Source organism: Thermomonas sp., from assembly GCF_047606765.1.
In the GTDB taxonomy this organism is placed as follows: Bacteria; Pseudomonadota; Gammaproteobacteria; order Xanthomonadales; family Xanthomonadaceae; genus Thermomonas.
Genome location: NZ_JASGED010000127.1, coordinates 30045 through 42007, shown reverse-complemented (window position 1 = coordinate 42007; position 11963 = coordinate 30045). Strand labels below are relative to the sequence as shown.

11 protein-coding genes and 1 pseudogene are annotated in these 11963 nt (G+C 65.0%); 6 read left to right on the top strand and 6 right to left on the bottom strand.

The features are described 5' to 3' along the window. Positions 1-194 (top strand): hypothetical protein (locus tag QM612_RS11985; RefSeq protein ID WP_415254107.1); only part of this gene is annotated, 194 nt, incomplete at its 5' end. On the opposite strand, the gene QM612_RS11980 is transcribed toward QM612_RS11985, so the two are convergent. Together QM612_RS11980 and QM612_RS11975 are read right to left on the bottom strand one after the other, a co-directional pair. Continuing rightward, on the bottom strand, positions 161-883 hold the full coding sequence (locus tag QM612_RS11980; RefSeq protein ID WP_415254106.1) for a hypothetical protein: 723 nt from the start codon (positions 881-883) through the stop codon (positions 161-163). The genes QM612_RS11985 and QM612_RS11980 overlap by 34 nt on opposite strands. A gap of 73 nt (positions 884-956) precedes the next feature. Further along, positions 957-1532 carry a hypothetical protein gene (locus tag QM612_RS11975; RefSeq protein WP_415254105.1) on the bottom strand — a complete coding sequence of 192 codons (576 nt, stop codon included), beginning with the start codon at positions 1530-1532 and terminating at the stop codon, positions 957-959. 576 nt (positions 1533-2108) lie between these two features. On the opposite strand from QM612_RS11975, the gene ubiK reads away from it, so the two are divergent. Together ubiK and QM612_RS11965 are read left to right on the top strand one after the other, a co-directional pair. Continuing rightward, positions 2109-2369: a ubiquinone biosynthesis accessory factor UbiK gene (gene ubiK, locus QM612_RS11970; protein ID WP_415254112.1), complete on the top strand. Its 261-nt coding sequence runs from the start codon at positions 2109-2111 to the stop codon at positions 2367-2369. Positions 2370-2379: 10 nt separating this feature from the next. Further along, entirely contained in the window at positions 2380-3894 is a 1515-nt protein-coding gene (locus QM612_RS11965; RefSeq protein WP_415254104.1) for a YifB family Mg chelatase-like AAA ATPase, read from the top strand. Positions 3895-4076: 182 nt separating this feature from the next. Here the strand turns inward: QM612_RS11965 and aceA are convergent, their stop codons facing one another. Both aceA and aceB read right to left on the bottom strand, forming a co-directional pair. Then, positions 4077-5411, bottom strand: a complete 1335-nt coding sequence (aceA, locus tag QM612_RS11960; RefSeq protein WP_415254103.1) for an isocitrate lyase — start codon at positions 5409-5411, stop codon at positions 4077-4079. Positions 5412-5547: 136 nt separating this feature from the next. Next, positions 5548-7182 (bottom strand): malate synthase A, encoded by a 1635-nt coding sequence (gene aceB, locus QM612_RS11955; protein WP_415254102.1) that lies wholly within the window; start codon positions 7180-7182, stop codon positions 5548-5550. A gap of 113 nt (positions 7183-7295) precedes the next feature. On the opposite strand from aceB, the gene QM612_RS11950 reads away from it, so the two are divergent. Then, positions 7296-8264, top strand: a complete 969-nt coding sequence (locus QM612_RS11950; protein ID WP_415254101.1) for a LysR family transcriptional regulator — start codon at positions 7296-7298, stop codon at positions 8262-8264. Between the two features lie 3 nt (positions 8265-8267). Here the strand turns inward: QM612_RS11950 and QM612_RS11945 are convergent, their stop codons facing one another. Together QM612_RS11945 and QM612_RS11940 are read right to left on the bottom strand one after the other, a co-directional pair. Beyond that, the gene (locus QM612_RS11945) at positions 8268-9275 is read right to left on the bottom strand and encodes an isoaspartyl peptidase/L-asparaginase family protein (RefSeq protein ID WP_415254111.1); all 1008 of its coding nucleotides are present in this window, start codon (positions 9273-9275) and stop codon (positions 8268-8270) included. 432 nt (positions 9276-9707) lie between these two features. Then, positions 9708-10019, bottom strand: a pseudogene (locus tag QM612_RS11940) (Type 1 glutamine amidotransferase-like domain-containing protein); the annotation flags it as partial. A 262-nt stretch (positions 10020-10281) separates the two neighbouring features. Here QM612_RS11940 and QM612_RS11935 point away from each other — a divergent pair. Both QM612_RS11935 and QM612_RS11930 read left to right on the top strand, forming a co-directional pair. Continuing rightward, positions 10282-10884, top strand: coding sequence for an RNA polymerase sigma factor (locus QM612_RS11935; RefSeq protein ID WP_415254100.1), 603 nt, complete (start codon positions 10282-10284; stop codon positions 10882-10884). After that, positions 10823-11902, top strand: coding sequence for a FecR family protein (locus QM612_RS11930; RefSeq protein WP_415254099.1), 1080 nt, complete (start codon positions 10823-10825; stop codon positions 11900-11902). Before QM612_RS11935 ends, QM612_RS11930 begins: the two co-directional genes overlap by 62 nt. Positions 11903-11963: the final 61 nt, after the last annotated feature.

Genomic DNA, 11963 nt, shown 5'->3' with positions numbered 1-11963 from the left:
GTCTGCTTGCGCTTGCCAATGGATTCCGCATCGCCGAAGGTGAGTTGCATCATGATCGCCTCACTGGAGCCGGATCAATTGTGGCAGGATTGATAGGAGTTGTTCAGACCTTCCATAGGGGAGTGACGGGTCAAACACTTGCCCACTCATTACCTGATCATCAACGCCCCAGTACTGATTTGATGGATGAATAGCTTGCCATTACGACCTGCGGGTCCAATCCAGCATGCGCATCGAAATACATCTGACTTAGGAAATCCGCCCTTGTATCCCCTAATTCCTTCGCCACCTGAAATGACCCTGCCGCTACGGCTGGCGAATGGCCAATCGTGCCAACTGAAAGCAGCAAGCCATTTTGATAGGCCACGAACGGGCTTCTCGTCTTTTTGAGCATAATGGATGACATTGCGGAGGCTTCGTTGAACTTGGCGTATAGCTCACGATCTTCATCCGTATTGTCGAAGCCCCTTTCCTTAAGAACTGGCGCAACATCACCAATAACTCGGTCAACGTAGAACATCTGCGCCTTGATATTCCCTTGCTGCGCCAGATATTTTAGTTCACCCTCAGACAATGCCTGAGCCGCAACCCATTCTTCGGGCATCGGAAAACCTTGCTCAATCAGTTTCCGCTGATCTGCGACGGACCCAAACTCCAAAGCATTAAAGTATTCCGTATTCTTGGCTTCAAGATACTGACGCTCTTCAAGTGGCAACTGATTAATCCGCTCTTGCCATGAGCTTGCGGATTGCACCACAGCTATATCGAGCAACTGCATCGACTCATGCAATTGGATCCATGAGACACCCACCGCACCAGTCGAAGCAGCGGAGGAAGATCCTGTGGCAGTGGCGATTGGCTCCATCGCTGTTTCAGAAATCACCCCACTTTCCTGAGGCTTCCCGGCGCATGCAACAAGAAGCACTGCACACACAGCAAGCAGAGTTTTTCGTGAATTAGAAAGCACAGTTGTTCTCCCTCATATCATTCGCCCAAATCGCACAGGCCCTATCCCGCATAACGTTGGCATGCGCACTGTTTGAAGCATTTGTTGTCGAAACAGCACCATGGTAAGTGCTTGCAAAGCCCATGCATGTGGCCTGCGAACCGCCGTCATCCAATTGACCACATGCATTGTTCATGCTGTCGCGAAACTGCAAGTCGCATACACCACGATTCCCGCCACTTGCCCAACACTGATCATGGCTATTGCACGCCCCTTCGAAGCTGACCCCTGCAAATGGGCTATTCAGATTTCCTGAGTAAGACTGACTTGAAGTAACCGTAAGAACGAGATCCACAAACCAATTTGCCACTCCACCAGTTCCGCAGCCATTGGGCTGCCACACGGGCTTGCCTGGAACGGTTATTCCTGGAGAAGGCGGCGGATTGGAACCACTGCAGCCGGGCGGCTTTTGCGACTTCAGATTTCTGCAGAATTTTTGACCATCAACAGGAACGTCGTCAAGAACGATCGGTGAATCTTGATCCAATAACTCCTGCATTGTTTCTTCTTGCAGCTGCGTGAGCACACCTGCGCACTCCTCTCCTCTGCATATAATATTTTCATCCCCGATTCTCGTGCCTGTGATCACTACGTTAGGCATTGTTGGCATAGGTGGGGGCGGTGTCGTTATACCAGTCCACGCAAACACACCGGCCGCCGATAAAACAAGCACGCCGGCAAGCATTCCAAACGCACACCTGCGAATCATTTCCTGACTCCTAAAGATAAAATCACCATTGGGCAGACTTTGAGAGCAGTGGTTTGCGCAATAGCTCTCCAAATTGGAGATTCAATCATTCCCTAATCATTTCCGCTGTATTTAGCGCGCTTGGCGAAGTGTGCGCGCAACGGCTTGATGACCGCCATCACCATCTTCATCGCATGCACTCCGGTTCCAGTGCGCGCAGCATAACGCGGTCATGAGACTCAGGGCCGCGCATTTTGTTCCCACGCAGGAAACAAAACACGCGCGGCGCGGGCATACTGCGCGGGCGGTGCGGGGTTTTCCTACGCCCCGCCACGGCTTGCACCGACTGCGCCCCGATGCGCCAGCACGCATGCTGTGGAAAACCGCAGGAGCCACCCCATGAAGTCCGAACGCATGATCGACCTGTCCCAGCTTGACGAACTCGCCCGCCGCCTCAGCAGCCTGGTGCCACCCGGCCTGCGCGAAGGGCGCGAAGAACTGCAGCAGAACTTCAAGTCGGTGCTGCAGGCCGGCCTTGGCAAGCTGGATCTGGTGACGCGCGAAGAGTTCGACGTGCAGCGCGCGGTACTGGCGCGCACCCGCGACAAGCTGGAAGCGCTGGAACGCCAGTTGGCCGAACTGGCCGACGCGCAGCAAAACACTCCGCGCCACTGAGGTCGCCGCCATGGGTCTTGCGATCGTGCACAGCCGTGCGCGGGTAGGCGTGCGCGCGCCCGAAGTCCGGGTTGAAGTCCATATCGCCGGTGGATTGCCGGCGCTGTCGATCGTCGGCCTGCCGGAAGCGGCGGTGCGCGAAGCCAAGGATCGCGTGCGTGCGGCCATCCAGTGCGCGCAGTTCGAGTTCCCGGCGCGGCGGATCACCGTCAACCTCGCGCCCGCAGATTTGCCGAAAGACGGCGGGCGCTATGACCTCGCCATCGCGCTGGGCATCCTTGCTGCCAGCGGGCAATTGACCACCGAAGCGCTGGACGGCTGGGAGTTCGTGGGCGAGTTGGCATTGACCGGTGAAATCCGCGCTGTCGATGGCGTGCTGGCCGCAGCAGTGGCGGCAGGACGCGATGGACGCCGATTGCTGGTGGCACCGGGCAACGGCCACGAAGCGGCACTGGCAACCGGCGTGGACGTGCGCACCGCGCGCACGTTGCTGGAGGTCTGCGCCGCGCTGGATGCAAAAAAGACATTGCCGCAGGCGCAGCCGCTGCCCTGCCAGCAGATGCAGGCACCCGACCTGTCCGATGTGCGCGGGCAGGCGCAGGCGCGGCGCGCGCTGGAAATCGCGGCAGCGGGCGGGCATCACCTGCTGCTGGTCGGCCCGCCGGGTAGCGGCAAGACGCTGTTGGCATCGCGGCTGTGCGGCATCTTGCCGGAACCCACCGATGCCGAAGCGCTGGAAACCGCCACCATCGCCTCGGTCAGTGGCCGAGGTTTGGATGCCACGAAATGGCGACAGCGCCCCTTCCGCTCACCACATCACACTGCCAGCGCGGTGGCACTGGTGGGCGGTGGTGCCGATCCACGTCCCGGTGAAATCTCGCTGGCGCACCACGGCGTGCTGTTCCTGGACGAATTGCCGGAATGGAGCCGGCACGCGCTGGAAGTGCTTCGCGAGCCATTGGAATCCGGCACCGTCAGCATCGCCCGCGCGGCGCGGCAATGCGAGTTCCCGGCGCGCTTCCAGCTGGTCGCGGCGATGAACCCCTGCCCCTGCGGCTGGGCCGGCGATCCATCCGGGCGCTGCATGTGCAATGACGAGATGATCCGCCGCTACCGCGCGCGCATCTCCGGCCCGCTGCTGGAACGCATCGACCTGCATGTCGAAGTGCCGCGCCTGCCACCCGGCATGTTGCGCACCGATGGCGCACCCGGCGAATCCAGCGCTGCGGTACGCGAGCGCGTGCTGGCCGCGCGTGCATGCCAGCAGGCACGCGGCCAGCGCATGAACGCGCGCCTCGACCACGCCATGACCAATGCCTTCTGCCGGTTGGCACCACGAGACACCGCCCTGCTGGAACGCGCGGTGGATGCGCTGCAACTGTCGGCGCGCTCGCTGCATCGCATCCTGCGGGTGGCGCGCACCATCGCCGACCTTGCCGGCATCGACGCCATCGAGACACCGCATCTCACCGAGGCCATCGGCTATCGCAAACTGGAGCGCGGGCGCGAACGCGCTGCCGCCTGACCAGCGCAACGCATCATGTAGATGCGGAGCTTGCTCCGCATATCGAATGTGCCGAGCAAGCTCGGCACCTACAGGGGTCGTTGCGTATCGAGCAAGCTTGGCACCTACGAGTTACCGCATCGGACACGCAAAAAAACACGGGCCGACGTTTCCGCCGGCCCGTGTCCTCCCCCCACATTGGTTCAGGCCGCGACGGCCTTTTCGTAAAACTGTTCTTCTTCGGTCGAGCCGGTCAGCGCGGTGACGCTGGACGCGCCACCCTGGATCACCGTGGTGACATCGTCGAAATAACCCGCACCCACTTCCTGCTGGTGGCTGACGAAGGTGTAGCCCTTGTCGCGTGCGGCGAACTCCGGCTCCTGCACCTGCTCCACGTAGTGGCGCATGCCTTCGCCGCGCGCATAGTCATGCGCAAACTTGAAGCTGTTGAACCAGTTGATGTGGATGCCGGCCAGGGTGATGAACTGGTACTTGTAGCCCAGCGCGGACAGCTCTTCCTGGAACGAGGCAATCTGCTTGTCGTTGAGGTTCTTCTTCCAGTTGAAACTGGGCGAGCAGTTGTACGACAGCAGCTTGCCGGGGTTCTTCGCCAGCACGGCCTGCGCGAACTCGCGGGCAAAGCCAATGTCCGGCGTGCCGGTTTCGCACCAGACCAGATCGGCATACGGCGCATAGGCCACGCCACGGCTGATCGCCTGCTCCAGTCCGTTCTTCACCCGGTAGAAGCCTTCGGCAGTGCGCTCGCCATTGACGAAGGGCTTGTCATTCGGATCGAAGTCGGACGTGAGCAGGTTGGCGGCTTCGGCATCGGTGCGCGCCAGCACGATCGTCGGCACGCCCAACACGTCGGCAGCCAGGCGCGCGGCAACCAGCTTCTGGATCGCTTCCTGCGTCGGCACCAGCACCTTGCCGCCCATGTGGCCGCACTTCTTCACGGCAGCCAGCTGGTCTTCGAAATGCACGCCCGCCGCGCCGGCAACGATCATGTTCTTCATCAGCTCATAGGCATTGAGCACGCCACCGAAACCGGCCTCGCCATCGGCGACGATGGGCAGGAAGAAGTCGATGGCATCCTTCGCGTCCAGCTTGCCGTCGATGATGTTCTTCCACTGGATCTCGTCGGCGCGCTGGAAGGTGTTGTTGATCCGGCGCACCATCGTCGGCACCGAGTCATACGCATACAGCGACTGGTCGGGGTACATGGTTTCCGAGGTGTTGCCGTCGGCAGCGACCTGCCAGCCGGACAGATACACCGCTTCCAGACCCGCCTTGGCCTGCTGCATGGCCTGGCCGGCGCTGATCGCACCGAAGGCGTTGACGTAGCCCTTCTTCGCTTCGCCGTTCACCAGCTTCCACAGCTTTTCCGCGCCGCGCTTGGCAAGGGTGTGCTCGGGCTGCACGCTGCCGCGCAGGCGCACCACGTCGGCGGCGGAATACGGACGCTTGACGCCGGCCCAGCGCGGGTTGCTGTTCCAGTCTTTTTGCAGGGCTTCGATTTGCTGCTGGGGAGTGCTCATTGCGGGGTTCCTTGGGCGTGGATGCCCTCCCCTTCAAGGGGAGGGTTGGGAGGGGATGGGGTTGATCGATTTGCCGGTTCATGGGGAACACCATCCCCACCTCGGCCCTTCCCTTGAAGGGGAGGGAGAACAACGTTCAGTCGATGCGTTCGTAGGCAGGCAGGGTGAGGAAGTCGGCAAGTTCCTCGGCGTGCGTGAGGCGGTCGAGCATGCCGATGGCTTCGTTGAGGCGGGCAGCGCCCGGCATCGCGATGCGGTCACCGATGCGCGACGGCAAACCGATCAGCGCGCGTTCGAACAGCGAGAAATCGACCGGCGTGCCATCGTCCAGATGCAGCGGCTCGCGTCCGTCATCGGCGAAGTGCAGCCATTGCCAGAGTTGCGTGCGGGCGATCTCGGCGGTGGCGGCGTCTTCCATCAGCCAGTGGATCGGCACGCAGCCATTGCCATCCAGCCATGCGGCCAGATAACGCACGCAGACTTCGACGCTGCCCTCGAACCCGGCGCGGGTGATGCTGCCCAGCGACGGACGGATCAGGTCATCACGGCCCACCAGCACGTCATCGCGCGAGACATGGGTCTGGTTGGGGCCGGGCATGCGCTCGTCGAACACCTCGCGTGCAAGCCCGATCAGCGCCGGGTGTGCGACCCACGTGCCGTCGTGACCGGCGGTGACTTCGCGCAGCTTGTCCGCGCGCACCCGCGCCAGCGCCACGTCATTGGCCTGCGCATCACCGCTGATCGGAATCTGCGCGGCCATGCCGCCCATCGCATGCGCGCCGCGCCGGTGGCAGGTGCGGATCAGCAGTTCCGAATACGCCTTCAGGAACGGCTGGGTCATCGTCACCTGCGCGCGCTCGGGCAGCACGCGATTGCGATGGCGGCGGAAGGTCTTGATGTACGAAAAAATGTAGTCCCAGCGCCCGCAGTTCAGGCCAACGATGCGCGCCTTCAGCGCGTGCAGGATTTCGTCCATCTCGAACGCCGCCGGCAGCGTCTCGATCAGCACGGTCACTTTCATCTGGCCGTGCGGCAGTCCCAGCGTGGCTTCGATGTCGGCCAGCACCTGCTCCCACAGCGCGGCCTCTTCCATCGACTGCAGCTTGGGGATGTAGAAGTACGGGCCGCGATCCTTCGCTGCCAGCGCGCGCGCGTTGTGGAAGGCGAACAGGCCAAGGTCGAACAGCGAGGCCGACATGCGCTCGCCATCGACGAACACATGCTTTTCGTCCAGATGCCAGCCACGCGGACGCACGATCAGCACCGCGCGCTCGGCTTCCGGCTTCAGCGTGTACTGCTTGCCGGGCGTGCCGCCTGCCGCCGGCGCGGTGAAGGTCAACGTGCCGGCGATGGCTTCGCGCAGCGCCTGCTGGCCGGCCAGCAGGTTGGCCCAGGTCGGGCTGGTGCTGTCCTCGAAGTCGGCCATGTAGCAGTTGGCACCGGAGTTCAGCGCGTTGATGACCATCTTCGGATCGACCGGGCCGGTGATCTCGACGCGGCGGTCGGCCAGCGCCGCCGGCACCGGGGCCACGCGCCAGTCGCCGTTGCGGATGTGGCTGGTGTCGCCACGGAAGTCCGGCACCGCGCCGGCATCGAACGCCGCCTGGCGGGTGCGGCGCGCGGCCAGCCGGGCCTGGCGGTCGCCCTCGAAGCGGCGATGCAGGCGGGCGAGGAAGGCCAGCGCGTCCGCCGTCAGCAGGCTGTCCTGCGCGGGGTGGTTGCTGGTGATCTCGATGCCCGCGAGGGGGCGGTCTTGCAGCACAGCCGACATCGGCGCTCTCCATGGATCGGTGGGGAGCGCAACCATCCGCCTGCGTGTGGTATTTGACAAACTAGATTTGTCAATGATTAGTATTGTATTAATTAATATATAGATTGAAATCCATGCCTGACGCCCTGCCCAGCTCGTTGCGCTTCGCCTACAAGGGCTCGCGGCTCAAGCCTTTGCGGGCGTTTTGCCAGGTTGCGCGGCTGGGTTCGGTCAGCCGTGCGGCGGAGGCGCTGTACCTCAGCCAGCCGGCGGTGAGCCTGCAAATACAGGCGCTGGAGCGCGAATTGGGCACGCGCCTGCTGGAACGCAGCGGTCGCCGCCTCACGCCCACCCGCGAGGGCGACCTGCTGTACGAGCTGGCCCGCCCGCTGGTGGAAGGGCTGGATGGCCTGGCCGACGCCTTCCGCGAGCAGGTGCGCGGGCTGGACGCGGGCGAGCTGAACGTCGCCGCCGGCAGTTCCACCATCCTGTACCTGCTGCCCGGCATCGTCGATGCCTTCCGCCGCGCGCATGCCGACGTGCGCCTGAGCCTGCACAACGTCACCGGCGCGGGCGGCCTTGACCTGCTGCGCAGCGACGCCGTTGATCTGGCGGTCGGCTCGATGCTGGATGTCCCCGCCGACCTGACCTACGCGCCTGTGTATCGCTTCGAGCCGATGCTCATCATGCCGCCCGAACATCCGCTTGCGGCCAAGCGCGACCTCACGCTGGAGGATCTTTCGCCCTACGGCCTGATCCTGCCGCCCAAGCGCCTGACCACCTACCGGCTGGTCGATCTGGTGTTCCAGCAGAACCGCGTGCCCTACACGGTGGCGCTGGAAGTCGGCGGCTGGGAAGTCATCAAGCAGTACGTGGCGATGGGCCTTGGCATCAGCATTGTCACGGCGATCTGCCTGACCGACGCCGATCACCAGCGGCTGGCAACGCGCTCGCTGGCGCGCTGGTTCCCCTCGCGCAGCTACGGCATCGTCATGCGCAAGGGCAAGTTCCTGTCACCGCAGGCACGCGCCTTCGTCGAACTCATCAAACCCGACGTGGTGGCACCGCGCGGCTACGACGAGAGCGGGCATTCGGAGCGGTGAGTTTCACCGCCCCGGCATCGCCAGCGCATCGGCCTTGTAGATCGCCACGTGCGGCACGCCGTCCGCACCGATCCAGCCGCGATACATGCCGCCCGTGTTGAACGGGAAGGCGATGCTGCCGTCCGCGCCCAGCGCGATGGCACCGCCGTCGCCACCGGCCTTCGGGATGTCGCGATTGATGACGCGGTCTGCGGCGCGCGCCAGCGGGTCGCCGGACAGGCGCACGCGGGCGCAGATTTCGTGCGCGGCGGCGGCGCGGATGTAGAACTCGCCCCAACCGGTGCCGGATACAGCGCAGCGTGCATCGGCCCAGGTGCCCGCGCCGATGATCGGCGAATCGCCCACGCGCCCGTAACGCTTGTTGGTCATGCCGCCGGTGGAGGTGCCTGCGGCCAGATTGCCTTGTGCATCCAGCGCCAGTGCGCCGACAGTGCCGAAGTAGGCCTTGCCCGGCAGTTCCAGCGGCGTGTTCGATGCCTGCGCGTTCTTTTCTTCCTGCAAGGCCTTCTGCAACTGCTGCCAGCGCTTTTCGACGCGGAAGTACGCAGGATCGACCAGCGCGATGCCCTGCTCCTTGGCGAAGATTTCCGCGCCGTCGCCGACCATCATCACGTGCCTGGACTTGTCCATGATCGCGCGCGCCAGCGTGATCGGGTTCTTGACCCGATGCAGGCCCGCCGCCGCACCGGCCTTGCCGGTGGCACCGTCCATGATCGAGGTGTCCAGCTCGTTGCGGCCATCGTGGGTGAACACCGCACCGCGCCCGGCGTTGAATTGCGGTGCGTCCTCCAGCACGGTGATCGCGGCGGCCACTGCATCCACCGACGAACCGCCGGCCTGCAACTTTGCGTAGCCGGCACGCAGCGCGGCTTCCAGCGCCGTGCGCGCGGCGACTTCCTCGTCCGGCGTGAGGTCACCCGGCTCCACGCCGGCGCCGCCGTGGATCACCAGCGTTGGCTGCACCAGCGCCACCAGCACGCCATCGCGCACGCTGTAGCTGCGCTGCGCCAGCGGCTTTTCGACCCGGCCCGAAGGCAGGTGCAGCACCGAATCCACGCCGGCGATCACGGTCTCGACGCGGTCGAGCTTCATCGCCTCGTCCTCGACCTGCTTCTGCGCGAAGCCGCCATGCACCACCGTCGCACCCGCGCCCGGCGCGGTGGCAAACACGCGGCCCGTGCCATCGGCGTCCACCGCCACCGCCGCGTCTTCATCCACGCCCAAACCGATCAGCGGCTTGCCGGCCATCGCCTCGCCCTTGGCGACGAAGGCGACCAGCCGGCCCAGCCGGCCGCGCTCGCTGAAATGGGTATCGGTGATGACGCCCTGCAGGTGCGCGATGCGCAGGAAATCGGTCTCGATGGCATTGCCATCGCCCAGCGGGTCGGCCAGCGCGCGCGGGCTGACCTGGCTGCCGCCATCGGTCGCGCCGTAAAGGTATTCGCCCAGCATCGCAAGACCGGCGCTGGTGCCGCCCAGCGGCTTGCCGGCGCGGACATGCGCGTCCAGCGCCTCGGCCACCTTCGTGCCGCGCCAGTAGCGCACGTAGCGCGACTGGTCGCCACCGGCGATGAAGATGCCGTCGGCGCGCTTCAGCGCAGCCAATATCTTCGGGTCGCTGGCGGCATCGCGATCCTTGAACACGAAGGTCTCGACCGACTGGATGCCGCCGACTTCGTTGTAGAACTCCTCGCCGATTTCGCCCGCCAGCGAGGCGCGCAACACCACGATGTGGCCGTTGCCGGCCTTGCGCATGAACCAGCGCAACGCATCGAAATTGCGGTCTCCGCCACCCATCAGCAGCAGGCCTGCGCTCGGCTTGCCCGGCGTCTTCGCGGCGGTGTTGCCCAACACGTAATGGCCGACGTCCGCCGCCATCGCCGGCAGGGCCAGCAACACGGCCAGCAATGCCGCACCCATCTTCATTGCGCCGCTGCGTTGCTTCATCGTGGCACCCGTCCTGATCCGTTGGCTGTCATCGTACAGACGAACGCGGGCGCGGATTCCCCCGCCTATCGTGTCCAGCATCGGCTATGGTGCAGGCATGCAGGCCGCGCTCGACCAGTGGTTCGTCGCCGAAGTCCTCGTCCACGAGGCCGCGCTGCTGCGCTATCTGCACCGCTGCTGGCCGCACCGCGACGAGGTTCACGACCTGCGCCAGGAGTTGTACGCGCGCGTCTATGAAGCCGCCGCGAAGTCGCGCCCGGCGCATCCCAAGTCCTTCCTGTTCACCAGCGCGCGCCACCTGATGACCGACCGCCTGCGCCGCGCGCGGGTGGTGTCGATCGAGCCGATGGGTGATTTCGAGCCTTCATCCGTTCTGGTAGATGACGTGTCGCCCGAACGCTGGGCCGGCGGCAGGCAGGCGCTGCTGCGCCTGTCCGATGCCTTCGACCGGCTGCCGGATCGCTGCCGCGAGGTGGTGTGGCTGCGGCGCGTCGAGAACCTCCCGCAAAAGGACGTGGCCGTGCGCCTGGGCATCAGCGAGAAGACCGTGGAAAAGCACATCGCCAAGGGCATGCGCCTGCTCGCCGACGCCCTGTACGGCGGCGATGGCGATGACCGTGCGCAACCGGCACGCCAGCACGAAGACGCGGATGGACGGCATCAGGCCGACTGACGCGGGCGGCGACAGCCACGCGCTGGAACGGATCGCCGCCGACTGGCTGGCGCGCCGTGACGGCGGCGCATGGACGCCTGCGGACGACGACGCGCTGGCGCGCTGGCTGGATGCCGATGCCCGCCATCGCGTGGCCTTCCTGCGCTTGCAGGCGGCATGGGCCGAAAGCGACCGCCTGCAGGCGCTGGGGGCGGGCTGGCACGGCCACGGGCCGCCGCCGCGCGGCTACTGGTCAGCACCGCCAACGCTGCGCCCGCGCGCATCGCAACGCAGGCCGACGCGCGCGCACTGGTTGCCTCGGGCGATGGCTGCGCTGATGCTGGTTGCCTGCGCGATTGGCGCCAGCATCGGTTGGCGCAGTTGGACGCATGTCGATGCCTCGAGTTACGGCACCGCGCTGGGCGAAGTGCGCACGCAGCCACTGGCCGACGGTTCGCAGGCCATCCTCGCCAGCGACAGCGGGATCGACGTGCGCCTGTCGCGACGCCAGCGCCATGTGGCGCTGACGCGGGGCGAGGCGATCTTCGACGTGGCGAAGGACGCAGGCAGGCCGTTCGTGGTCGATGCCGGCACGCGCCGGGTGGTGGCGGTGGGTACGCGCTTCTCTGTGCGCCGCGACCGCAACGACCTGCGCGTGGTGGTCACCGAAGGCACGGTGCGGCTGGAATCTGCGACCGAACCGGGCAGGCCGTCCGCCCTGCTGCCGGCGGGCAGCATCGCGCTGGTACGCACGGACGGCGTGCTGGTGCGCACGCTGGCGCTGGACGACGCCGAACACTTGCTGGACTGGGACGAAGGCCTGCTGGCCTTCCACGACACCCCGCTGGACGAGGCGGTGGCCGAGTTCAACCGCTACAACGCGCGCAAGCTGGTGGTGGCCGATGCCGCCGCCGGCGCGCTGCGGATCGGCGGCAGCTTCCGCTGGGACAATCAGGAAGGCTTCGTGCGCCTGCTGCAGGCCGGCTTCCCGGTACGCGCGGAATACACTGACAACCGCATCGTCCTGCGCAGCCGATGAACACACACGGGCGTGGGGGGATTGGCCGGCTCGTTCGTCATGGAAACTTAACGGCGCACCA

Coding starts and splice junctions, on each gene's coding strand:
- ubiK (WP_415254112.1), top strand. CDS start 2,109: ATGATCGACCTGTCCCAGCTTGACGAACTCGCCCGCCGCCTCAGCAGC.
- QM612_RS11965 (WP_415254104.1), top strand. CDS start 2,380: ATGGGTCTTGCGATCGTGCACAGCCGTGCGCGGGTAGGCGTGCGCGCG.
- aceA (WP_415254103.1), bottom strand. CDS start 5,411: ATGAGCACTCCCCAGCAGCAAATCGAAGCCCTGCAAAAAGACTGGAAC.
- aceB (WP_415254102.1), bottom strand. CDS start 7,182: ATGTCGGCTGTGCTGCAAGACCGCCCCCTCGCGGGCATCGAGATCACC.
- QM612_RS11950 (WP_415254101.1), top strand. CDS start 7,296: ATGCCTGACGCCCTGCCCAGCTCGTTGCGCTTCGCCTACAAGGGCTCG.
- QM612_RS11930 (WP_415254099.1), top strand. CDS start 10,823: ATGACCGTGCGCAACCGGCACGCCAGCACGAAGACGCGGATGGACGGC.